At 42.1% G+C, this 24,799-nt stretch carries 18 protein-coding genes; 5 read left to right on the top strand and 13 right to left on the bottom strand.

The window, feature by feature from the left end; all coding sequences use genetic code 11:
* The first annotated feature begins 76 nt into the window (after positions 1-76).
* The 3 genes from R7E00_RS06980 (at position 77) to R7E00_RS06970 (ending at position 3,439) form a co-directional block, all read left to right on the top strand.
* A complete protein-coding gene (locus tag R7E00_RS06980; protein ID WP_005377473.1) occupies positions 77-433 on the top strand; it encodes a hypothetical protein in 357 nt (118 codons plus the stop codon).
* Positions 434-546: 113 nt separating this feature from the next.
* Complete coding sequence (locus tag R7E00_RS06975; protein ID WP_017634895.1) at positions 547-1,728, top strand: FIST signal transduction protein; 1,182 nt, start codon at positions 547-549, stop codon at positions 1,726-1,728.
* On the top strand, positions 1,718-3,439 hold the full coding sequence (locus R7E00_RS06970; protein WP_213971245.1) for an ATP-binding protein: 1,722 nt from the start codon (positions 1,718-1,720) through the stop codon (positions 3,437-3,439). Before R7E00_RS06975 ends, R7E00_RS06970 begins: the two co-directional genes overlap by 11 nt.
* A 620-nt stretch (positions 3,440-4,059) precedes the next feature.
* Here the strand turns inward: R7E00_RS06970 and R7E00_RS06965 are convergent.
* The 3 genes from R7E00_RS06965 to matP all read right to left on the bottom strand — a co-directional run bounded on the left by R7E00_RS06965 (position 4,060) and on the right by matP (position 5,274).
* Positions 4,060-4,383, bottom strand: coding sequence for a hypothetical protein (locus R7E00_RS06965; protein ID WP_213907961.1), 324 nt, complete (start codon positions 4,381-4,383; stop codon positions 4,060-4,062).
* Positions 4,384-4,497: 114 nt separating this feature from the next.
* Positions 4,498-4,809 carry a DUF3634 family protein gene (locus tag R7E00_RS06960; protein ID WP_005377468.1) on the bottom strand — a complete coding sequence of 104 codons (312 nt, stop codon included), beginning with the start codon at positions 4,807-4,809 and terminating at the stop codon, positions 4,498-4,500.
* Between the two features lie 15 nt (positions 4,810-4,824).
* A complete protein-coding gene (matP, locus tag R7E00_RS06955) occupies positions 4,825-5,274 on the bottom strand; it encodes a macrodomain Ter protein MatP (RefSeq protein ID WP_005396497.1) in 450 nt (149 codons plus the stop codon).
* 210 nt (positions 5,275-5,484) lie between these two features.
* On the opposite strand from matP, the gene R7E00_RS06950 reads away from it, so the two are divergent.
* Both R7E00_RS06950 and fabA read left to right on the top strand, forming a co-directional pair.
* The gene (locus R7E00_RS06950) at positions 5,485-7,125 is read left to right on the top strand and encodes an AAA family ATPase (RefSeq protein WP_170890639.1); all 1,641 of its coding nucleotides are present in this window, start codon (positions 5,485-5,487) and stop codon (positions 7,123-7,125) included.
* A gap of 70 nt (positions 7,126-7,195) precedes the next feature.
* Complete coding sequence (gene fabA / locus R7E00_RS06945; protein WP_005390081.1) at positions 7,196-7,714, top strand: bifunctional 3-hydroxydecanoyl-ACP dehydratase/trans-2-decenoyl-ACP isomerase; 519 nt, start codon at positions 7,196-7,198, stop codon at positions 7,712-7,714.
* 140 nt (positions 7,715-7,854) lie between these two features.
* Here the strand turns inward: fabA and rmf are convergent, their stop codons facing one another.
* From rmf to pepN, 10 genes are all read right to left on the bottom strand, one after another.
* A complete protein-coding gene (gene rmf / locus R7E00_RS06940; RefSeq protein ID WP_005377453.1) occupies positions 7,855-8,028 on the bottom strand; it encodes a ribosome modulation factor in 174 nt (57 codons plus the stop codon).
* A gap of 181 nt (positions 8,029-8,209) precedes the next feature.
* Entirely contained in the window at positions 8,210-9,943 is a 1,734-nt protein-coding gene (locus R7E00_RS06935) for a DUF3466 family protein (RefSeq protein ID WP_262606065.1), read from the bottom strand.
* A 7-nt stretch (positions 9,944-9,950) separates the two neighbouring features.
* Complete coding sequence (locus R7E00_RS06930; protein ID WP_137282029.1) at positions 9,951-11,870, bottom strand: ABC transporter ATP-binding protein; 1,920 nt, start codon at positions 11,868-11,870, stop codon at positions 9,951-9,953.
* Positions 11,848-12,090, bottom strand: coding sequence for a glutaredoxin family protein (locus R7E00_RS06925; protein WP_017821808.1), 243 nt, complete (start codon positions 12,088-12,090; stop codon positions 11,848-11,850). The genes R7E00_RS06930 and R7E00_RS06925 overlap by 23 nt, the downstream gene beginning before the upstream one ends.
* A gap of 21 nt (positions 12,091-12,111) precedes the next feature.
* Positions 12,112-14,232, bottom strand: a complete 2,121-nt coding sequence (gene rlmKL, locus R7E00_RS06920; protein WP_258473518.1) for a bifunctional 23S rRNA (guanine(2069)-N(7))-methyltransferase RlmK/23S rRNA (guanine(2445)-N(2))-methyltransferase RlmL — start codon at positions 14,230-14,232, stop codon at positions 12,112-12,114.
* Positions 14,233-14,718: 486 nt separating this feature from the next.
* Complete coding sequence (locus R7E00_RS06915; RefSeq protein WP_258481656.1) at positions 14,719-15,261, bottom strand: cell division protein ZapC; 543 nt, start codon at positions 15,259-15,261, stop codon at positions 14,719-14,721.
* Positions 15,262-15,429: 168 nt separating this feature from the next.
* On the bottom strand, positions 15,430-16,440 hold the full coding sequence (gene pyrD / locus R7E00_RS06910; protein ID WP_017634281.1) for a quinone-dependent dihydroorotate dehydrogenase: 1,011 nt from the start codon (positions 16,438-16,440) through the stop codon (positions 15,430-15,432).
* A 311-nt stretch (positions 16,441-16,751) separates the two neighbouring features.
* The gene (locus tag R7E00_RS06905) at positions 16,752-21,593 is read right to left on the bottom strand and encodes an NAD-glutamate dehydrogenase (RefSeq protein ID WP_062730584.1); all 4,842 of its coding nucleotides are present in this window, start codon (positions 21,591-21,593) and stop codon (positions 16,752-16,754) included.
* Positions 21,594-21,794: 201 nt separating this feature from the next.
* Entirely contained in the window at positions 21,795-22,013 is a 219-nt protein-coding gene (locus R7E00_RS06900) for a DUF2835 domain-containing protein (protein WP_005377440.1), read from the bottom strand.
* A gap of 66 nt (positions 22,014-22,079) precedes the next feature.
* Positions 22,080-24,686 (bottom strand): aminopeptidase N, encoded by a 2,607-nt coding sequence (gene pepN, locus R7E00_RS06895; protein WP_262606064.1) that lies wholly within the window; start codon positions 24,684-24,686, stop codon positions 22,080-22,082.
* Between the last annotated feature and the right edge of the window lie 113 nt (positions 24,687-24,799).

The following is a 24,799-nucleotide window of genomic DNA, read 5'->3' as shown; positions in this document are numbered from 1 at the left end:
TAGTAACCTTACTGGACCTCTGGAAATCATTTTTTATTTAAAAAGTTTGAAGTTTGTAACAAGGATATTAGTAATTATGCCTGCACAAAAGTTAACAAAGGCGCGACTTGCACAAATCTTAATCATGCTCAGTGTTTTAATAGGCGCATTTTTCTGGCGTACCTTTACACACGAGAGCGTTAATAGCGTTGACTGTTCACAAAAAGAACGATGCGATGTAACAATTGAAGGAGAAATAATCACGATTAATCGTGACTCAATGGGAATTTCGCTCGAAACGACAGAAAGTAGCACTCTAAAAATTGATCTAAATCAATCTGGTAATTTTATCAATCTCAACGAAAAGCATAAGTCAGTTGAATGGGACATCATGCCTGAATCGAAAAAAATCACCTTTAAAAAAGGTGAAAACATTGTTGTAGTTCAATTATAAATACGATCTATCACGAGATAATCGTAACTTATTAATGAAATTAACACCTTCTTACCTAGAGAAAATTGGTTGGAATGGTATAACAGCAGAGTGATATCCAATTATAAAATCGTATGCATTGCCAATCAGTTTTTACTCATATTAAAGATGAAGACTCAGCGATAAAAACGCTCAGGTCAGAATTGACACAACAGAACTTGTCTTACGTGATGTGTTACTACACGGAAGAATACAATTTCGAGTTGATTCGAGAAGCGTTTCTTGCGCATTTTCCTGGTGTGCCTTTTCATGGCGCCAGTTCATGTCAAGCCGTAATGACAGATCAGGGCTTTCATACAGGACCAGTAATTGCGGCACTTGCTGTTTATGATACAGGTCCTCATGCTTATGGTACTGGTATTTCTAATCACAACTCAGGTGACAGCGTCACCAAGGCTTTGGATATGGCCCTTGAGAACGCAAACCGTGTAGGAGAGGTACCAAACTTAATTCTACTTCATGCTACACCAGGGCAAGAGGAATCAATCATTGCGTCTATAGATGAAAGATTTGGAACTCTAATTCCAATTATTGGTGGTTCGGCCGCTGATAATAACATCGCTGGGAAATGGTCTGTGATAACCGCCCAAGGCTCTCAAACTTCAGGTTTAAGCTTAACTCTCTTTTACTCCTCTCAACCTGTTGATATCGCTTTCAGCGCTGGGCATACACCAACTAATATCAAAGGTGTTGCAACCAAGACCAACGATAGATGCTTACTTGAAATTGATAATGAACCTGCGCTCAATGTTTATAGAAGGTGGACAAATCACCAGGATAACCAAGTAGGTAAAGATAATATGCTGTTTACAAACTCGAGTGCTTATCCATTAGGGCGGATCGCAGGTCATCTCTATGATCGCCCATATTACAAGTTATCCCATCCGATCCGTGAGACGCCAGATGGTGGAATCGAGTTGTTTACACGAATAGAAGAGGGTGACGAGCTCACATTAATGAAAGGAAGTCGTGAGCATCTCGTTGCGCGCGCTGCAAAAGTCGTCAATGCCGCTTTTAACCAAAAATTAGAAGAGTCTCGAAAAATTGGAGTGATAAATATCTTTTGCGCAGGTCCCATGTTGCACTTAATGCAAGACATGAATAGCGTTTGTGAACAAATTAACCAAGAACTAGAACATTTGCCTTTTATTTGCCCTTTTACTTTCGGCGAGCAAGGTAGATTTATTGGTGGTGAGAATGGACATGGAAACCTGATGATTTCATCGGCTATATTCCATAAACCTTATGAAAGATAAATACTTAGACATATATCAACAGGAAGCGCTTCAAGAAGCGTTAGTTGAGCTAAAGCAGGCTAGACAAAGAGAACGACTACTCGCTGATGAAAACAAGGCCATTCTTTCCGCGATATCTGCGATGAGTGAGGCAAAGAATCGGCATGAGATATTTACGGGATTAAACAATGTCCTCAAAAAGTACATCAACTTCGATGATTTTATTGTACTGACTCGTGATGGTGAACGATATCCCTTCAAGACATTGATATCAACTAATAGCGTATTTGATAATGTATCCTGGTTACACGGTAACACCTATCAAAGAGCTCTCAATGGTGAATGCATTCTACTGTTCGAGCCAGATAAACTCGCTGAGTTTGTTAACTTAAACAGCTTTATAAAAAGCCATGTAAACTCGGTCGTTTTAACTGGTATACGTTCAGAAGTAACGCAAACCGTAATCCTACTTATTGGAGCTCAGAAAGGGCACTTTAGCATAGAGAATAAGGAAACCTTGAGGCGGTTTCGTCCCTTAATTGAAAGGGCGGTCATTGATATCGAGACCAAAGAGAAGTTACAACGTATCGTTGAGGTAAGAACAACTCAGCTCGCTAAAGCAAGAGAAGAAGCAGAGCTTGCGAACCGCTCTAAGTCGGAGTTCTTAGCGATGATGAGCCATGAAATAAGAACCCCTTTAAATTCCGTTCTTGGAATGCTAGATATACTGAAGCAATCAACCTTGTCAGAAGAACAAATTGATGCGTTGAGCCAAATGGAGTGCTCTGCAGAGTTACTTCTCGCGATAATCAGTGACATTCTTGATCTCTCTAAAATCGAGTCAGGTCGCTTTCAGCTCAATGAACAATGGATTAATTTAAGAGACACTGTCACTTTTGTCATTTCTCAGCAAAAACAAATAGCTAAGAAGAAAAATCTCCAATTTAAACTCAACTGTACTGTCACTAATGACAAACAATTTTGGATTGACTCCACGCGGTTATCTCAAATCCTGTTTAATCTAATAGGGAATGCAATAAAGTTTACAGACGAAGGTGAAGTAAAAGTTTCTGTATCTGAGCAAGATGCTGAACTTGTGATCTCAATATCTGACACTGGAATTGGTATATCTAAAGCAAAGCAAGAGCACTTGTTTACGGCATTTCATCAAGGAGACCGTTCCATCACGAGACGCTTCGGTGGTACAGGACTGGGGCTCGCAATAACCAAGCATTTAGTTGAAATGATGCGTGGAAAGATTGCCGTTAAAAGTGATGAGCATGTTGGTTCAACCTTTACGATTTCGATTCCAGTTTTGACTCGTTGTAATCAAAATCGTCCAGTTAGAATCGAAACCAATCAACCGACAAAAGCAATGGAACTTCTCGTCGTAGAAGATACCGAGTCGAATCAGTTCGTAATAAAGCTTATCTTAAATAAGCTTGGCCATAATGTTCATATCGCAAGCCATGGAGCAGAGGCATTAACATTTTTAGAGGAGCATGAGGATTTAATCGATTTGATTCTCATGGATGTCTCGATGCCGGTGATGGATGGAATTACTGCAACAAGGCTTATTCGAGATAAAGGCCTCAAGACTCCAATTATAGCGTTAACTGCACATGCGCTAGAAAGCGATAGAGATAAATGCCTGGATGCCGGGATGGACGGATTCATTTCCAAGCCAGTTAGAAGACAAGATATCTTTGAAGCTATACAGTCATTTCAATAAGTAAAAAGGCGTTAATATAGATCTTAACAATCGATAGATTATTAAGATCTATATTAAGTATTTTATGGTAAATAACGATTATGTTTAATGCTCACTGTAAGGCCCTTAAATTTAAAATCTGCAGGGGAATAGGAGCATACTCAGACAACATTTAGCGTACAGCAATACATAATTTAACATAACACATATAATGCGCACTAAGGAGTGAGATCTCAAAGCAATAATGTCCGGTTTTAGCTACTTTAAAATGTCCTCCTAAGATTAACAACATTGTTTGCTTTTGAGGCTTTAACCGAGGTTCCTGTGGACTTGCCATCGCTAGTTTGGTTTGTGGTTATGCTTACGAAGCAAATCAAATCTCTTATTGAAAATTGATGCGCGCTTAGTCCCCGACTTACTGGCGTGTCCTTCCGTAAGCACCTGAATCAATCTATGTATGGTGATGATGGCCAACTCACTGAATTTGCCACTCAATGGCATCACGATTACTAACTTAAGCGCTACCAAACAAAAAAGCCTTTCATACTCGCCTCGTACAACAGCAAAAATCAGCTAAACGCTCTAATCGCTCCGCAACGAAATCTGCCAAAAATCACGAGCTCAGTTGCGTTCTGAAACAATTATAAGCCTGTGGTTATATGGAGGCGAATGTACTTTTCGGGGTATTTGTAACGATAGCGTTTTCCTTTCTTCAAGTTGGACTTAACGTACCTACACACTTTTTGGTCACCACTGCTGGTTACTCTTTTTAATACTGCGTTTTTACTTTTGTGCTCCATTTCTATCATGACGTCACAATAACCTTGATAGCCATCAAACTTATTGTCTACTTTCTTTTGAAGCTTAGTCTTAATCTTTTTAGCCAACAGGTTCGTTTCTGAATCGTCAGCAAAAACTGAATTACTTGCAAAGATCAATACCATTAAAGTTACAACGTATCTCATCGTTTTGGTCCGTTTATGTTGTTGATTGTTCGATGATAAGTAATTTTTCTGTAGATACGAAAATGGGACGCCACATTGCGTCCCATTTAACATGATGAAGTAACTGATATGTAATTAAGCGCGCTTCTTGCCTTTGTTTGCTTTGAAGCCCTGGTGCGGAAAAACGTTACGAATCCTCTGTTGAACTTTTTTGGGAATGCCTTTGGAAAAGCTTAAGCGCATTCCTGTTCGTTGGCTATACACCTTCATTTCACCAGTAAACGGGTTATGCTCACTAATATCCTGTAAGTTGTGTTTGAAAGAAGGAGGTAGATGCCCTTTTACGTTACTAATATGGCCATTATCGAACTTTACTTTTAACACCGGCCTATCGACTGCGATCAACCAAAAGATCACGATGGCTGCAATTAAGATTACATATAACATTTGGCACTCCCTATCCTAGCTAGATAGCAATTTACTCAAATCCTCTTTAATTGAGGTAACTTTTTGACTCGCTTTTTCACTTCTCGACGCTTCGGAAAGCAAATATTCAATTGCGTCAGATAACGTACAACCAAGTTCATTCGCTCTACTAGAAAGCTTTTCCCAAACTCGGTAATCTAAATCAATGGATTTCTTCTTTGTATGGACTTGCTCTGCATTGAAGTGACGTTTCCGTTTCGCTCGGATAGCCTGCTTGAGTTTATTATCTAACTCTTCTGACATGTGGTTTTCTATCCAAGCTAAGACAAGTGTAGGCTCGTGTTCAAGGCGTTTTAGTTCTGCGACCGCTGCATCTGCTTCGCTTGTATCAATATGTCGGGTAATCGCTTCACCATCTTTCCATTTTTTGATGAGATACTTCCATTTCCACCCACATTCTAGATTCTCAAGCTGCTGATATTTCATTTGTTCCGACCCATAAACATAACCTAGTGACAGCGTAACCCAGATGGTTTACTTGGGCAAATAAAACTCTTAGAAGTATCGATGTTGATCACTCATTTGTCTAAGTATTGTTCATTGAGAGATGAATGCCGAGAGCAAACCAAATTGGTGCTAGGGTGTTATAGTCCGTTTCGTTATAATGTCGGCAAGATTGAATTACGATGAATTTTAATGAACCAACTTAATTGGCAAGACGTAACACCTTCACTTGAGCAGTACGAAGCACTTTTAAAGTCTGCACCTTCGTTAACAAAGAAGTCTTTTACTGATCTCCAACCGAGAATGTCGGCAACGATATCTCGTTTTTCAAAAATTTCCGGATTGACGCGAGTACTACTCATTAACTGCGTAGATAATTCTGTATATAGAGAGTTCATCAGTAAAGCTCTTCAGAGCCAGTCTAACGCTGCGATAGTTTTTTCGGAATCACTTGATGCCAAACGTTTATTTGACCGTTACAGTGTTGATGTAAGTGGTGATATTGCCTTCCAACCTGGTTTAATTTCACAGGCAGATAACGGTTACTTAATTGTACCGGCTAATCTAATTTTGGCTAACCCAGGGCTTTGGCCAAATATAAAGTCTGCAATTCAACAAAACCTTATCGAGCCACTGAACCTAAGCCCTACTCGTTTACCTACTTCAGTACCGCAAGCTAAAGCTTATGATGTAAAACTGATTGTAACAGGAGAAAGAAGTCAGTTAGCAGAGCTAGAATACATCGATGAAGACTTCTGTTCTGGCTTTGCCATGTATACGGAAGTTGAAGAAGATATTCATCTGTCAGAGCAGAATTTGACAGATTACTTTGGTTTAGTGAACTGGATATGTTCTCAATATCAGCTGCCTCACTTAACTGAATGTGGTTTTAGAAGATTGTTGCTAGCCGGTATGAGATTTACTGAAGATCAACATTATCTGCCTTTAGGAGTAATGTGGCACTCTCAACTTCTAACGCTTGCCAGCCAGTTCAGTGATGGTCACGCATTAGATTACAAGTCGTTAGATAAAGCGATTGACGACAAGTATTACCGAGAATCTTACCTTCCTCAGCGTGCCGTGTACGATATTTTAGATGGCCAAGTCATCATTGAGACAACTGGGGAACAAGTTGGTCAAATCAATGGCCTAACCGTTATTGATATGGCTGGGCACCCTGTCAGCTATGGTGAGCCTGCACGAATATCTTGTGTAATTCATTTTGGTGATGGCGATGTTTCCGATGTTGAGCGCAAAGCTGAGCTTGGAGGCAATCTACATGCAAAAGGCATGATGATTATGCAAGCTTTCTTGAGCTCTGCTCTGAAACTGGATGAACCACTGCCTTACTCAGCCTCCATCGTATTTGAACAGTCTTATAGTGAAGTTGATGGTGACAGCGCATCTCTTGCAGAACTTTGTTGCTTGGTAAGTGCTTTATCTGAATCTCCAATTAATCAACAAGTTGCGGTTACAGGGGCTGTTGATCAGTTTGGTCGAGTGCAAGCCGTTGGTGGCTTGAACGAAAAAATTGAAGGTTTTTATCAGGTTTGTAAACATCAAGGTTTTACAGGAAATCAAGGTGTTGTGATGCCAAAATCAAACCTTAAACACCTTGCATTACATAAAGATGTAATAGAAAGCATTAAAAATGGTGAGTTCCATATTTGGTCCGTTTCTACCGTAGATGAAGCTATTCCGATTGTAATGAATAAACCTTTTAGAGGTGAAGACGATAGCATTATTGGCAAAATAGCGGAACGTATTGAAAACTTTGAAAGACATGAGCATCCAGAAGGAATTGTGCAGCGCATCAAAAACTGGTTTGTCTAGTACTGATCGGAGTTGTTTAGCGTACACGTGTTCACTAAGATGCAGCTATCAAAAATTGGAGTAATTGATAATGCAAAACAAACGTGATTCTTATAACCGTGACGATCTACTTGCTTCTAGCCAAGGCGAACTGTTTGGGCCTGGTTACCCTCAGCTTCCTGCGCCAAACATGCTAATGATGGATCGTGTTACTAAAATGTCTGAGACTGAAGGCGATTTTGGTAAAGGTTTGATCTTGGCGGAATTGGATATTACTCCAGATTTGTGGTTCTTTGACTGCCACTTCCCTGGCGACCCAGTAATGCCGGGTTGTCTTGGCCTTGATGCGATGTGGCAACTTGTTGGTTTCTTCCTTGGCTGGGTTGGTGGCAAAGGAAAAGGTCGTGCTCTGGGTGTTGGCGAAGTGAAGTTTACAGGTCAGATCCTGCCAACAGCGAAAAAAGTGACGTACGAAATCCACATGAAACGCGTTGTAAACCGTAAGCTTGTGATGGGTTTGGCTGACGGTCGTGTATGTGTGGACGGCAAAGAAATCTACGTAGCAAAAGATTTGAAAGTTGGCTTGTTCCAAGACACTTCAAGCTTCTAATCACGATTTTAATCGATTTATTAAGGCTCCTATTTAGGAGCCTTTTTGTTATCGAGTGTTAACCTACTTCCCTATGTCCCTATAATGTAGAAAAGGCTCCGTAGAGCCCTTTCGAATCCTTCTTTTTGTATGTGGAGAGTTTATTTGTAGAGACCAGATTGTCTTTCATCTCTGGCATCACGCCAACCACCTAACCAATACGACCGAGCATCAACTTGTTGATATGGGCAAGCCTCTTGAGACCTTCCATTCAATCCAGCTTTGTAGCCTTGAGATTGAGCTCGTTCTAGGCGATCACGCTTTTGTCTCTTCATAGTTAATTCCTCATACAGGTCCATTTACTAACGTACAGCTGTTATTGTGAAACTTTGATGGAGTTTTTATGACTCCACTTATAAGAATCGATCAAAGTAGGCAATTTCTCAAGGCATAAAAAAAGCAGAGACTCAAATGTGTGAGCCTCTGCTTGATTTAAAAATTACTGACGATTTTTAACTATTTTCTACGGAACCCAAACAATCCAAGCATGGTCAAAGCTAACCAACCAAGGCCTGCACCTTGACGCTCTGTCGTCGTTGAGTCAATGCTTCGAGATACGATGTCGTCCTTAATTGCGTCAGCAATAGGTACTAGTTTGACTGCTACAATTTGCTCTTCAGAGCTACATGTCGCATTGTTTGCTGTTGTGCTATAACCACCTGCACATTTCATAGCAGTACCAGAGATCACACCTGCATCATTGATATCAGTTGCGTCGATAATACGGAACTGATTGTTTTGTTCAGAGTAATCACCGCCATTAGTCAAACTGTCTAGGAACCAAGCTTTTCCATTAAACAATGTTGCAGCACGTTCACTAGTCTCGCCACCTAGGCTATATGGATAGATAAAACCGCGCTTACGACGTGGCTTGCCATCGTCTTCACGAGTCGTTTCCGCATCAAGTTGCCCGACGATTTCATTGTAAGAGTTGATACCGCCCATCTTACCGCCCGCACCGCTAAAGAAAATGCCAGTAGTTGGGTAAAAAGCGCTAATAGAATCCTTACGAACATCATCTACGATAAAGAGACGATTCGGAGCAGAGCCCGTTGGCATTAAGTATCCGCCCGAACGTTTCGCTTCACCAATAGCAACAAAATTAGAGTTAACGTCGGTTAAGCGTGAGTTTGTATGAACCGTATCATCACCTTCGCGCTGTCTAGCTCCTACAACAACTTTATTTTTCCAAGTTGCGTTTTCAACGCTACCTTCGGCTTCTAGAGTTCCGACAAAAACAGTCGCATTCAGGTAGTTATCATCACTGTAAGTGTTGTAACCTACGCCATAGACCGTTGTTCCATCAGTGACAAGGTCACGCATGCTCCCTTGAGCTAACCTTTCTCCATCTTTAGATGTGCCACTAGGCCAAGCCAATTCACTGACGGTTCCGCTTTGATCCCAAATCGCTGCTTTTGATGTGTGGTGAGATCCATTGGTATTGCTTGCTGTTCGAGAAACACTGCCAACAGTAAAAATGCCGTCTGTGCTCCAAGCATGGCTTTGCACAACACTTGCGTCACTATCGCCAGTAAGAATATTTGGCTCTACTGGTGCAACTACGGTATTTCGTGTTTCTAATGTAGAAGTATTTTCTGTGCTAACTTTACTCTGATTACCGACAGCTGCACCACCCTCGGTAAGCTGGTTGATAACATTGTTATATTCATTTTTATAAGCAGCAGAATCTTCTTCTATGAACGCTAACGCATTAGAAGTAAAGTCTTTACTACGTTCTTTATTCCACGGCGTCCAGTTTACTGAAGCCCATGAGTCACAGGTGGAATAGCGAAGCTGGTTGTAACAGTAACGCTCAAAGTCTTTGAGTTCTTGGATGTAATAAAAGCCAGCGTCTAATCCGAATGGGATTTCTTCACGATAGCTGTTCCCATCCACGGCTTGTGTCGCTGAAATCGGCGTAGTGCGAGTTTCCATTGCAAGTTTAAACTGCTCTGGCGTGCAGTTTGCTGCTGCATCAAAGCAGCCTAAAGCGAAAGGTGAACCTGTTGAAGGATCTGTACCTGCATCGCCCTGTTGAATTGCAACCCCGTAAGCCGTTTGGTAGTCACCGTTTGAACCATGATCCTGAGGTGAAACCTCAACAACTTGATACAATGCCGCCTGTGCGTTCATTGTGGTACCAACCATCATTGCAATGGCGGTCAATTTGAATTTATTACTACAATTCATTGAATTCTTAACTATCCTGTTGCATTGCTTCGAGTTCTTCCCATCTCTCGAATGCGATTTCCAACTCCTGCTCTAGTGCAGCAAGCTGTTCCAATACCGGCTGAGTTTGCTCTACAGGTTTAGCAAAGAACTCTGGATCGTTCACTTGCTCCTGAAGGCTCTCGATATCCGACTCTAATTGTTCAAGTTTAGCTGGTAGAGCCTCTAATTCTCTTTGCAGCTTATACGATAACTTCTTCGAATTGTTCTTAGGTTGCGTAGTTTTGGGAGTTTCCTCAACCACTTTCTCTTTCTTCGTTGGTTTTTCAACCTGACTGCGCGAAGCAAGAACTTGGTCACGCTGCTGTTTAGCATCATGATAACCACCAACGAACTCTTCGATTATACCGTTACCCTCAAAAATCCAGCTGGTTGTTACTGTGTTGTCTACGAACTCACGGTCGTGACTCACTAACAATAATGTACCCTGATAATTGGCAAGCATTTCTTCTAAAAGTTCCAACGTTTCGATATCCAAATCGTTAGTTGGTTCATCAAGAATAAGTAAGTTGTTTGGTTTCAACAAGATACGGGCTAGCAATAATCGGTTTTTCTCACCACCGGAAAGTGCCTTAACCGGGGTTCTGGCGCGCTTAGGTGCAAATAAGAAGTCTTGGAGATAACTCAGCGCATGACGCTGACGTCCCCCAACCATTACTTCTTGTTTCCCATCCGCTAAGTTATCGATCACTGTCTTTTCTGGATCCAAAATCTCTCGGTACTGATCAAAGTACGCGACTTCTAATTTTGTTCCGCAGTGTAAACGACCAGACTGCGCTTCCAATTGCCCTAATAGCAATTTAAGTACCGTACTCTTACCGCAGCCATTTGGTCCGATAAGTGCAATACGGTCACCACGCATGATGTTAAAGCTAAAGTCGTCGACAATTGTCTTGCCTTCGTAAGCAAAAGATACATTTTCTGCTTCAAATACAATCTTACCTGAACGAGAAGCATCATCGATGTTTAGGTTAACTTTACCTTGAACTTCACGACGGTCACGACGCTCTTCACGAAGTTTTTTAAGGGCTCGAACACGGCCTTCATTACGAGTACGACGTGCTTTAATACCTTGACGAATCCACACTTCTTCCTGAGCTAGTTTCTTATCGAACTCAGCATTTTGCATTTCTTCGACGCGAAGCATTTCTTCTTTGTCATTCAAATACTGTTCGTAATTACCAGGGAAAGAAGCTAATTGACCGCGATCTAAGTCAACGATGCGTGTCGCCATCGACTTGATGAATGCACGGTCGTGAGAAATAAAGATGATCGAGCCTTTGAAGTCTTTTAAGAAGTTCTCTAACCATTCGATCGTTGTCACATCGAGATGGTTTGTTGGTTCATCAAGAAGCAATACATCAGGATCACAAACCAGAGCACGAGCTAAAGCAGCTTTACGTTGCCAGCCACCGGATAGATCGGTCAGTTTGGTTTCTGGGCTTAGTTTTAAAGCGCCAAGTACGTTGTTAACACGGTCATCAAAGCGCCAAGCATTAGAATGATCAAGCTGCTCTTGAACTTTCGCCAAACGGTTAATGTTCTTCTCACTTGGGTCTTGAGCAACAAGATCGAGAAGATCGTGATAGATCTTCAATTGTTCGCCGATTTCAGCCAAACCGCCAGATACGTATTCGTAAACCGTACCCTCTTGATTGCGCGGTGGATCTTGTTCAAGCCGAGAAACTACTACGTCTTGAGTTATTTGAATCTTGCCATCATCCAACAAAATGTCGCCGGCAAGCACTTTCATTAACGTGGACTTACCTGCTCCGTTACGACCAACTAAACAAACGCGTTCGTTCTCTTGAAGAGCGAACTCCGCTTTGTCTAGCAATGGGTGGTCACCAAATGCAAGTTGTGCGTTATGAATGGTAAGTAATGCCATTATTATCCAACCAATGTGTGAGTTGTTCTAAGTCAAACGGCCAGTTCAACTCAGAATCTTGATATTTTAATACGGGTATTGTGACGCCGTAACGAGAAAATAGTACATCATCGAACGCAATATCAATGATATCTGTTTGCTCGGCCAAACCGACTTGGTCTACTAGAGCAAATGCCATCTCACAAAGATGGCATCCCTCCGTGCTATACAATATCAGCACGTATTAATCCTTTTGTTTATACTACGCGTGCGTTACTAGCCAACAGTTATGAATCTGTTTATTACGCGCAAAATCTAATGGTAACGTTTGAGAAGAAATATTCTGAGCCTTCAAACCTAATTCAGCGAGTGATTCTTCATCCATCTTGAAGTGACGTTTGTTATTTGAAAATACGATTGTGCCTTCACTTCTCAGTAAACGTTTGAGGTTCTTCATTAGCTTAATGTGGTCACGTTGTACATCGAATGATGTTTCCATACGCTTAGAGTTAGAGAACGTAGGTGGGTCAATAAAGATCAAGTCGTACTCACCTTTTGCGTTTTCTAGCCATTGCAAACAGTCCGCTTGTTCATATTTATGTTGGCGCCCTACACAGCCATTAAGCTGCATATTGTCTTTCGCCCAGTTCAAGTAGGTGTTTGACATATCGACAGTTGTAGTGGAACGCGCACCACCAACTGCAGCGTGCACTGTTGCACTACCAGTGTAAGCAAACAAGTTAAGGAAATCTTTACCCTGTGCCATTTCGCCAAGACGACGACGAGTGATCTTATGATCCAAGAACAGGCCTGTGTCTAGGTAGTCATGAAGGTTCACGATCAGCTTCACACCGTACTCGTTTACTTCGAGCGTCTCTGATACCTGACCTAATTTTTGGTACTGGCTTCGACCTTTCTGCTTCTCACGAACTTTCAGTACAACTTTGTTCGCTTCGACACCGGTCACCTGAATCGTCGCACGGATAATGTCCGTTAGACGACGCTTGGCTTTTTCTTCAGGGATGTTCTTAGGTGCTGCGTACTCTTGAATCACAATTTGATCGCCGTACACGTCGATCGCTACGTTGTATTCTGGAAGGTCTGCATCGTAGATACGATAGCAGTCTAGTTTCTCTTTACGCGCCCACTTGCCAATCTTGCCAATGTTTTTCTTCAAACGGTTTGAGAAGTCTGGTGCGATTTGAACGTTAGTATCTGCACCTTTAACTTCATCAGCGCTGCGCTCGGCAATGCTGTAGTTCTTTTGGTGACACGGTAACGCACCGTTGTTCAATTTAAACTGTTTATCAGCGCGCATACGAAGGCAACTCAAGAGCTCGTCTGAGCTAGAGAAGATAGATGCTTTACATCCGCCAAACTCAGATTTTAGCTGTCCCCCGAATGCGGTATAGAGCGCAATCAGCCCCGGCTCAGTTCCTAGACGCTCACCGTAAGGTGGGTTTGAAACGATAACACCGTGTTCAAATCCTGCGGGACGAGTAATAGTTGCAGCATCACCTTGCGCAAACTCAATCAACTCTTCAACACCTGCTCTGCGGGCGTTTTCTTGAGCGACTTTTAATACTTTGGGGTCGTTATCGAATCCAAAAAACTTAGCGTCAACTTTCCTGACACCTCGTCTAGCTTGAACATTAGCCTCTGATTTAATCTCAGCCCAGGTCTCCGGTTCAAAATCTTCCAAAACTTCGAAGCCCCATTGTTTGCGCTTAACGCCAGGTGCCATGTTGGCTGCCATCATTGCCGCTTCAATAAGCAAAGTACCAGAACCACACATTGGATCGAGTAATGGTTGATGCCCATCCCAGCCACAACGCATGATAATCGCAGAAGCAAGCGTTTCACGTAATGGCGCACGACCCGATTCTGGTCGATAACCACGCTGATGAAGACCACTACCTACCATGTCTACCCCAAGCAACGCTTTATCTTTATGCAAACGAACGTGAATACGAATATCTGGGCGTTCTTTGCTGATATTAGGACGTGGCAAGCCTTTATTCTCAAAGCAATCTACGATGCCATCTTTGACCTTCATAGCCCCGTATTGGCTATTTCTAATCTCACGGTTTGTGCCGTTAAAGTCCACAACAAAGCGTTTAGAGCTATGAAATTGGTTAACCCAGTTAATAGTGGAAGTGGATAGATACAAGTCCATGTCGTTGTTACACGTGAACTCAGATAAAACACGTACAAATCGAGACGCTAAACGGCTCCACAAACAACAGCGATAAACCTGTTCGTTTGTCGCTTTAAATTTTACGCCTGCCTGTACTGGTTTCGCATTTTCAATGCCTAGTTTAGTCAGTTCTTCAACAAGCAAATTTTCCATGCCATTTGAAGTTACCGCGAGATATTGATTCATAGTGTTCTTTCGCTGATAAAAAATGGCTTCAATTATACCTGACTTTACGATCAATGCCTCGTTTTTAAAGGTATTTTCCCACCCGTTAGTTCAAATCATCACCACTCAAATGGTCTAAAACTTTCAACATCTTTAGTTTGAATGTTTTTCATTCATGAACGTATTTTGTTTCCTTTAGAAGAAGTGAATACTTATTTACACGCCTTTTGGTATATACCAGCTGTGATTGGTTGATGTAAATTACTTACAAATACCCTTTATAGGGGAATAAATAGGGTTGTTTTAGGCGCTAGGTTGCCTAATTAAAGGAGTAATCAAATTGAAATAAGTAAAATAAAAGTGACCAGCTTCATGTTTGCATGCATAGAAAACAAACAGTTTCATGGTCTTTCGGATTGGAGTGTCAGAGGAAAGGACAAAAAAAATCGACCCAATAAGGTCGATTAAGGCAAACAAAGGAACGAAATAAAGAAAAATTAAACAGCTTTAACCCACCATTGCCATAGGGGGCATTGCAAAGAGGTGATTTGCACAAGCCATGCGATCATGCATTACTTTAATCGGCTGCCCAAATTGAAGCGCCTTATTGCCATCAAGAACAAAGGCTTCTTGGTTAACATAAGCACATAAGCTCGATGTTTCGCCTGGTTCTAGAACGATGAACATACCATCAGAATATTGATTTGTGAGAAAGACCATGTCCCCTTCTTGAGGTTCATAATCAGAGGACTGTGCATCGAAGAACCAGCTCTTAGGCTGTACAGGTTTATGAAAACGCTTTGCAGCAACACAATACAGTGTTAATTCAGCTTGGCGATATTCACTGATATCGAGACAGCGAATGCGCTCATTAAACGTTTGAAATGCGCTGGCGTCATCAACGGTAAATTCACTGTTTGAGAAGGCACAGTTAACCAACAATTTTCGGGATAGATTGGTTTGGAAAATCATTTCCTCCCCCAGATCCAGCATTAAGCAAGCTTTTTGCTCGTCAAAATACCAATTCCATTTGTCGCTGGGTTTAAGCATTATTCCGTTCTCTCTTGACTAGTTAAATCAGTGGTAAAGAGGTAAGACGCTTAATTACCTACTCGTGATTTTTAAATTCTACAAACGAACGGATAAAAAAAAAGAGGAAACAAAGTCCTCTTTTTTATGTAACAGGTACTGATTTTTCAGTAGTTTTTGATGTATATGTTAAAGATTCTTAACAATATCACGTACGAGACCTGGGCCGTGGTAAATAAAGCCAGTGTAGACTTGAACAAGTTTAGCGCCTGCCATGATCTTTTCTTTGGCTGCAACATAGGAATCTACACCACCAACACCGATAATTGGAAGTTTGTCTCCAAGCTCTTCATGAAGCTTACGTACGACCTCCGTAGAGCGTGATTGCACAGGGCGACCACTCAAGCCACCTGCCTCATTGGCGTGTTTCATCCCTTCTACGATCGTGCGATCCAAAGTTGTGTTAGTCGCGATCACACCATCTATATTGTTTTTCAATAAAGAATCGCAGATTTGGCAGATTTCATCGTCACTTAAATCTGGCGCAATCTTTAATGCTAACGGGACATACTTGTTGTACTTCTCTGATAACTCCGCTTGTTTCGCTTTTAATTCGGAAAGCAGTTCATCAAGCGCTTCACCATATTGAAGTGAACGAAGACCTGGAGTGTTTGGCGATGAGATGTTTACTGCAATATAGCCAGCATACTCATACACTTTTTCCATACAAATCAGGTAGTCCTCTGCCCCTTTTTCAATTGGCGTATCTTTATTTTTACCGATATTAATTCCGAGAACACAATTGAATTTTGCTCGTTTAACATTCTCGATCAAATTATCAACGCCTAGGTTATTAAAGCCCATGCGGTTGATGATCCCTTCTGCTTCCACTAAACGGAATAAACGTGGTTTATCATTACCTGGTTGTGGTCGTGGCGTTACAGTGCCGACTTCGACAAAGCCAAAGCCCATGGCATCAAATGCTTCAATACATTCGCCGTTTTTATCTAAACCAGCCGCAAGACCAACAGGGTTACGGAATGTTAGACCCATACACTCAACTGGACGAGTTGGTAACTGTTGGCGGTAAAAGAGATCAAGTGGTGTGCCGTTAAAGCGTTGGAAGTTCTTGATTGCAAGATCATGTGCCTTCTCGGCATCGAGTTGGAAAAAGCCAGTTCTGGCTAGACGGTAAAGCATTGTGCCTCCGAAAGAAAAAAGCCCCGTATAAACGGGACAATATTATTTACCGTTTTTCATCGTAATTCAATGAAAATGAACGTAATAAGTAAAAACCTATATCTTTATAAGATTTTCAAATATAAAACAAACAATTACAATCAAGTTTCTGCTATAAAAATCGTAACTAACCGCTTAAAAGCAATCGATTTCACTCTGTTTTAATTTCAACTCAATGTGACAATGTAACTATTTTCGTTCCAAATGTGAATAATAGATAATAAAAAGCCCCGTTAAATAACGAGGCTTTTACTTATGACTTGATTATTCCACTACTCTTTCGATGAGCAGTTGAGGTTTAAAAGTACTAGCTCTCGAAGTGCTACAGAGAACTTAGCAAATTCGTGTACTGAGCCAACTTTGAACTCGTTTAAGATACTCTCCCAGCGGTGCAACGATTGCTCGTTAGTTTCAATCCAATCTTCTAACGCAGCCATCACATCAAGCTCTTCGGTTGAGCAGCCACAAGTCAGTACCTGAGCGGTAAGTTGACGTTGTTGCCAGTCCAGATCTTCACGGAATGCCGCTCTTGCAAGTGCTTGCCAGTTGTTATCAACGGCTTGGCTATTAATTTGCTTCAAGAACCAATGCAACGATAAACGGTCACCCAAGTTAAAGTAGAGTTTCGATGCTTGCTCAACCGTTTTACCTGTTTCACTTGCCACTGATGAAATATCCAGTGCAGATTGTAAGCTTGATAAGCGGGCAACTTGGTGAGCGAGTTTCTCTTCAACCCCTTTCTCTATCCAACCTTGAGCCAAGTCATTGTGTTCTTCAACTTCAGACTCAACTAACATAGTGTCTAGGGTTTCAGTGATAACATTGACATCTTGCTTGTAGATAGCAATCAACTCACCGACCGTGCATTTGCCGCTACGGTTACGAAGCAACCAGCGTGCAATTCGACGCAGTGCTCGGCGCACGTAAAACATAATTTCGTATTGAGCTTGCGCTGTCGCAACGTTATCAAGTTTGCGAGTTTGCTTGAGGATTGCTTCTAAATCAAAGATTTCTCTAGCCGCACTGTAAGCATTGGCAATATCGACAACACTTGCACCAGTTTCTTCTTGCAAACGAGTAACGAAGTTACAGCCCATTTCATTAACCATCTGGTTAGCCAATGCTGTAGCTATAATTTCAGCTCGCAGTGGGTGATTAACCATTTGATCTTTATAGTTACGTCGTAACGCACTTGGGAAATATTCAACAAGTTGTTTTGCATGGAATTCATCATTTGCGATTTCATCCGTAACAAGTTGCTGTTTAAGTACCATTTTACCGTAGGCAACTAACACTGATAGCTCAGGGCGAGTCAGGCCTAGTCCCTGTTTTTCACGCTCGATTAGCGTTTCATCATCAGGAATGTATTCGAGAGCACGGTCCAAGTACCCTGCTTTCTCCATAGTGTGGATGAATCGAATTTGCTCCTTAACAATGCCAACACCTTGCTGTTCAGTAACAGAGATCGACTCCGACTGACGGTAAGCATCATCCAAGACAATTTCACCCACTTCGTCTTCCATAGACTCTAGAATTTGGTTACGTTGCTTAACCGTAAGATCGCCATTTGAAACCAGTCCATTGAGGAAGATCTTGATGTTGACTTCATTATCCGAACAGTCAACGCCACCTACGTTATCAACGAAGTCCGTGTTCACTCGACCGCCAGTTAGTGCGTATTCGATACGACCAAGCTGAGTCATACCCAAGTTACCACCTTCGCCAACCACTTTGGCTCTTAAGTCACGGCCGTCAATGCGCAGCATGTCGTTAGCACGGTCACCAACATCTGTATGAGTTTCTGTCGATGATTTAACGTAAGTGCCGATACCACCATTCCAAAGCAGATCGACTTTCATTTTCAAGATCATCTTTATCAGATCGTTAGGCGCTAAAGATGCTTTCTTCGTACCTAACATTTTCTGAATTTCTGGTGTCAACTGGATCGATTTTGATCGACGAGAGAAGATGCCACCACCTTGAGAGATCAAGTCTTTGTTGTAATCTTCCCAGCTTGATCTTGGCAAATTAAACAAGCGGTTACGCTCTTCCCAGCTGCTGGCTGAATCTGGATTTGGATCAATAAAGATGTGCATGTGGTTAAACGCAGCTTGCAATCGAATATGCTTCGATAACAGCATACCGTTACCGAACACGTCACCTGCCATATCACCTACACCGATTGCAGTAAAATCAGTGGTCTGACAGTTGATGCCCATTTCACGGAAGTGACGTTTAACAGATTCCCAACCACCTTTTGCGGTGATTCCCATTGCTTTGTGATCGTAACCGTTTGAACCACCTGAAGCGAATGCGTCACCTAGCCAGAAGTTGTATTCTGCAGAAACAGAGTTTGCCAAATCTGAGAAGGTTGCTGTGCCTTTATCGGCAGCCACTACTAGATATGGGTCATCTTCATCGTGACGAACAACGTTTTGTGGTGGTACCACCTCTCCTTCAATGATGTTATCTGACACATCTAGCAGTGCACGGATAAAGCGTTTGTAACAACGCTGACCTTCCGCAAAAATTTCATCACGCGTGGTGAGAGATGGCTGGCGTTTACAAACGAAGCCGCCTTTTGCACCCACAGGTACGATAACAGTGTTCTTAACCTGTTGCGCTTTCACTAAGCCAAGAATCTCCGTACGGAAGTCTTCTTGACGATCTGACCAACGCAAACCACCACGAGCCACTTTTCCACCACGAAGGTGAACACCTTCAATATCTGGTGCGTAAACAAAGATCTCGAATGCAGGTACAGGCTGCGGAATCTCAGGAATATCACTTGGCTTCATTTTCAAAGATAACCAAGGCTTAGGCTGCTTATTCTCGTCTACTTGGTAGTAGTTGGTACGAAGCGTCGCCATGATCATTTCGATATAACGACGAATAATACGATCATCATCCAAGCTCTCTACACGATCCAACTGCTCTGTTAGCTTTTTAATTAGATCGTTTTGGCCTTTCTCGCTGCCTTTGTGTTTCGGATCAAATCGCTTGGTGAACAGCTTGACTAGACCTGTCGCTAAGTCTGGGTAGTGGCTTAGCGTGTCTTCGATGTACTGCTGACTGAATGGGAAGCCGACTTGGCGCATGTATCGTGCGTAAGCGCGAAGAATGGAAATCTCACGGCCAGATAAAGACGCACCTAATAACAATCGGTTGAAACCATCACTTTCAAGATTACCCGCCCAAATGGCAGCAAATGCTTGTTGGAAACGATCACGAGCTTCACGAAGGTCAACGGTTTTCTCGCTCTTATGCAGCATAGAGAAGTCAAGGATCCAGAAAGTCTGACCGTTGTTTTTCTCGATCTCATATGGCGATTCGCCAATCACACGCAAACCAAGGTTTTCCAACATCGGCATTACGTCAGAAAGGTGAATTGGTTCATCGCGATGATATAACTTTAAGCGGACAGCTTTGGAATCTGCTCCCTCTTCTTGAGGTCGGTAGAACAACATACCAAGTTTATTATCATCACTTAACGCTTCTAAGCGCTCGATATCTGCAACCGCAGAACCTGGCATCATGTCCTCTTTGTATGAGCGAGGGAACGCACTCATATATTCTTTTGAAAGAGGAAGGCCTTTACTTTCACCAAAGTTAGCAATGATGGATTCTTTTAGTCTGTCATCCCAAGAGGTAGAAACTTCCATTAGATTTTGCTCGATCTTTTTCACGTCTACGTCAATGTTGTTATTGTCTACACGAACAATGTAATGTGTTCTCGCTAGTGGGCTTTCTGAGAAGTACGTTGTAAATTCAACCTCTTGCTCGCAACCAAAGTACTGCTTAAGAATGCGTTGAGTTTGACGACGCAATTCTGTGTTGTAACGATCTTTAGTGACATAAACCATGCAACTGAAGAAACGACCAAATGGGTCTTTACGAACAAACAAACGCAGCAAGTCACGATCTTGCATTTGTACAACACCCATTCCCACCTCAAGCAGCTCTTCTTCATTAGCTTGAAGCAACTCGTCGCGTGGGTAGTTTTCTAAGATATTGTGCAATGCTTTGTATGAGTATGATCCGTGACGGTATCCACTTGCTTCAAGGATACGGTCAACTTTTTCGCGGATCAAAGGAATACTTTGTACCGCTTGGTTGTAAACGGCGGAGGTATATAAACCAGTAAAGCGATGCTCACCTATTACTTTACCGTTTTCATCAAACTTCTTAATACCGATGTAATCAGTATAAGCCGGACGGTGGATACGAGATGCTTTGTTACCTTTGGTGATGATCAGAGCGTATGGTTTTTTCGCTTCTAATCGCGCTGAATCTGATAATTCAGAGAGCTTGACGCTACGCACGCGCTTGTCATCAGCAAACAGACCTAGTCCTTTTTCTTTAGCAGGAACAAGTTCGGTATCACCATTGACCTCTTTTAAGTCATAATCTTTATAACCCATAAAGGTAAAGTTATGATCTTCTAGCCAACGAAGAAATGCGATCGTTTCATCCATACGATCAGTTTGGATAGAAACACGATCTTTATTTTTCTCAAGTTCATCAGTAACAAACTTAAGCTTATCAACCATCTGCTTCCAGTCATCAACGACTAAGCGAGTATCAGATAGAATTCTTAACAGCTCTTCTTTAAGCGCTTGCATCTCGTCTTTACTAGTAAGGCGGTCTACCTCTATGTGGAAAAGTGATTGAAGAACACCACCCTCACCGTTTACGTCTGTAACTTGGCCTTTTTTATCACGCTGAATCTGTGTTGGGTTATTCAACATTAGGTGACAAACAAGATCCAAACGCGCTAAAGCCATTTTGACTGAGTCCACTAAGAATGGACTATCTGGAACAACAATTTCTACGATTGTGTGTGTGGATTGCCAGCCTTGACGACTTACGGTCGGGTTAAATACTCGAACCGAAATCTCTTCTGGTTTTTTTTCATTGATATGGTGCCAAAGACTAACGACAGCACCATAAAGGTCGGATTCGTTTCGCTGAATTAGATCATCATCAGCAATGTTACTGAATAAGTGTTGAGCAAGTTTAGTTACAAGCGTTTGGTGAGAAAGCTCGAGTTTGTCTTGAATCAGTTGGTAAACCTTTTCAAGCAGAACCGGCACTACATTTTCACGCGCGGTCATATTCACACTCCACATTAGAATTGTTGTTTTGTAGGGGGACTTAGTAGCTAGGTTGTTACCTTAGAAACTAAGCATAGGTAATGCATGTGCCCATTGTAAAAGCATAATTACAAATGTTTAACAACTAATCGTAGTGGTAAGAGGTGAAATGTCCGATTCTGTGACTAAGATTCCTATTTAACTCTCTGCAAATACAATACATCACAGAGTTTCTAACTTAAGAAACTTATTATTTTGGTCAGTTGTTAGTCTAAACTGGCCTCTAACGCCCAATTGACTAAGAAATGGCCTAAATCTCGCGGCGGGTAACTGCAAACGCAAACCGTTGTGTGTGACAACTTGAACAACACTTGCCGCACCAGAATAATGAGATAAAAACGTTTGATATGAAATGTTGAGATTGAAGTAGTAATAGTTCATGAAGTGAAAACTAAGTGACATAAACACAATAGGGTGGTCTAAATGACCACCCTATTGTGTTGTTTACTATTCGTCTAGTGCTTTAGTCACTTTTTCGAATAGATCTTTAGCAAGATTATCCATTGCTTTGAGCTTTTCAAGTTCTGCACGAATCATTGCTTGGCGAGCTTCATCGTATTTACGGAACTTAAGCAAAGGATCAATCATTCGAGAAGCTACTTGTGGGTTCGAATCATTTAGTTGGCGAAGAATTTCACCGGCAAACTGGTAACCTACACCGGATTTATCATGGAAACGTACAGGGTTCGCACTTAAGAACGAGCCAATTAAGCTACGCGTACGGTTCGGATTTTTCAAACTAAATGCTTCGTGGTTCATGGTTGCTTTTACTTTTTCAAGAGCATCCTCTGCAGGATTGCTACCTTGAAGTGCAAACCACTTATCCATAACCAAACCGTCGTGCTTCCATTTATCGCTGTAATCAGCCATAAGTGCTTCACGACACTCGAGCTGAGCGTTATTTGCAGCACTCATCGCAGCAATCGGATCTGTCATGTTATTTGCAGATGCGTATTGCGCGTTGACTAAATCATTACCTTTTGCCGTATGTGCTAGGTACTGTAGGCAACGGTTACGTAAAGCACGCTTGCCAATAGCAGCATGGTCGATCGTATACTCTGCTTGCTTAAGCGTGTGATAAGTCGCACTTAGCTCATCTTCTAATTCCTTAGAAAGTGACACTGTAATGCTGTTTAGCACTTTATCTACGGCATCGATATCAATTTGCTGGTACCAACCAGTAATCTCATTGATTGAAGGCATAGAGAAAACTTGAGCAATGAAAGCTGGCTCAAGCGTTTCATCCAACAGCACACCGCGGAAAGCATCTATCACACCTTCAGAAAGCGATACTTCTTGTCCCGCTTGAACGTTTTTCACATTCTGACGAATGTATTTAGCCAATAGCATTTGGCTAGCGTCCCATCGAGCAAAATCGTTCGTTGCGTGCTTCATCAAGAAGACTAACTCGTCATCGCTGTAATCGTATTCTAATTTGACTGGTGCCGAGAATTCACGCAACAAAGATGGCACTGGCTGTTCTTCGACATTTTCAAATACGAACGTTTGCTTATCTTGTTTAATATCCAGCACGTTATGAACAGATTCACCGTTACTCATCAATGGGATAACTTGACCTTTCGAATCATACAACTCGATATCGAACGGGATATGCAGCGCTTGTTTTTCTGCTTGGTCTTGCGTCGGCTCCGTAAATTGCTCTACCGTTAGTGCGTAAGTTTTTGCATCAGCGTTGTATTCGCTATTTACGCGTAGCGTTGGTGTACCCGATTGGCTGTACCACAAACGGAACTGTTTTAAATCAACACCGGTGGCATCTTCCATTGCAGAAACAAAGTCTTCACACGTCGCGGCGGTACCATCGTGACGTTCAAAATAAAGTTTCATTCCTTTTTGGAAGCCCTCTTCGCCAAGGAGTGTATGGTACATGCGAATAACTTCGCTGCCCTTTTCATACACCGTTAGCGTGTAGAAGTTATTCATCTCAATGACTTTGTCAGGACGAATCGGGTGAGACATTGGGCTTGCATCTTCCGCAAATTGAGGACCACGAATAATACGTACGTTATCAATACGGTTATCAGCACGAGAGCCTAAGTCAGAAGAGAATTCTTGGTCACGGAATACGGTTAAGCCTTCTTTTAGACTTAGTTGGAACCAGTCACGACAAGTGACACGGTTGCCAGTCCAGTTGTGGAAGTACTCATGACCGATCACAGCTTCGATGCCTAAATAATCACGATCTGTCGCAGTTTGATCGTTCGCCAGCACATATTTTGAGTTAAAAATGTTCAAGCCTTTGTTTTCCATTGCACCCATGTTGAAGAAATCAACAGCAACGATCATGTAAATATCCAGATCGTATTCCAGGCCAAAGCGTTCCTCATCCCACTTCATCGAGTTGATCAGCGATGTCATCGCATGACCTGCACGATCTAAGTTACCTTTATCAACAAAGATTTCTAAATCAACACTGCGACCTGACATCGTTGTATATTTGTCACGCAATACATCAAAGTCGCCTGCAACAAGGGCGAACAAGTAAGCTGGTTTTGGATGCGGATCCTGCCATTGAACCCAGTGACGACCGTTCTCTGCATCGCCTTCTGCAATTCGGTTACCATTGCTCAGCAAATATGGATAAACCGCTTTATCTGCGATCACTTTTGTTGTGTATTTTGCTAGAACATCCGGACGGTCTAGATAGTACGTGATACGGCGGAAGCCCTCAGCCTCACACTGAGTACAAAATGCGCCGCCTGATTTGTACAAACCTTCGAGTGCTGTATTCGCTTCAGGATCAATTTTGGTGACGATTTCAAGTTCAAACTCGGATGGAAGATCGGTCAGTACCAGCGACGACTCCTTCACCTCGTGATGAGCCCAATCCTCACCATTTACTTTTACAGCGTGTAGCTCAAGTCCTTCGCCATCGAGTTCTAGCGTTGTTGTATCGCCTTTTTGAGCAACTTTTGATACCGCCGTAACGATTGTGTCATTGTCATATAGATCAAAAGTAAGATCGATATCAGTAATCGCATGAGATGGCTCTTTATAATCTTTACGATATTTGGCCTGGGGAGCTTGAGACATGAGCATAAATCCTTGTATGTCGAACAACAAAAATACCAGACTGCATGATCAAAAATGCAGTTCTGGTATCACTATATAAGCTATTTGTAGGGGTTGTGGTATCAGAATACAAG

Origin of the sequence: Vibrio sp. Vb1755 (assembly GCF_033338635.1) — a bacterium.
Lineage (GTDB): Bacteria > Pseudomonadota > Gammaproteobacteria > Enterobacterales > Vibrionaceae > Vibrio > Vibrio alginolyticus.
The sequence above is the reverse complement of the archived record's forward strand: the minus strand, read 5'-3'. Positions and strand labels throughout refer to the sequence as shown.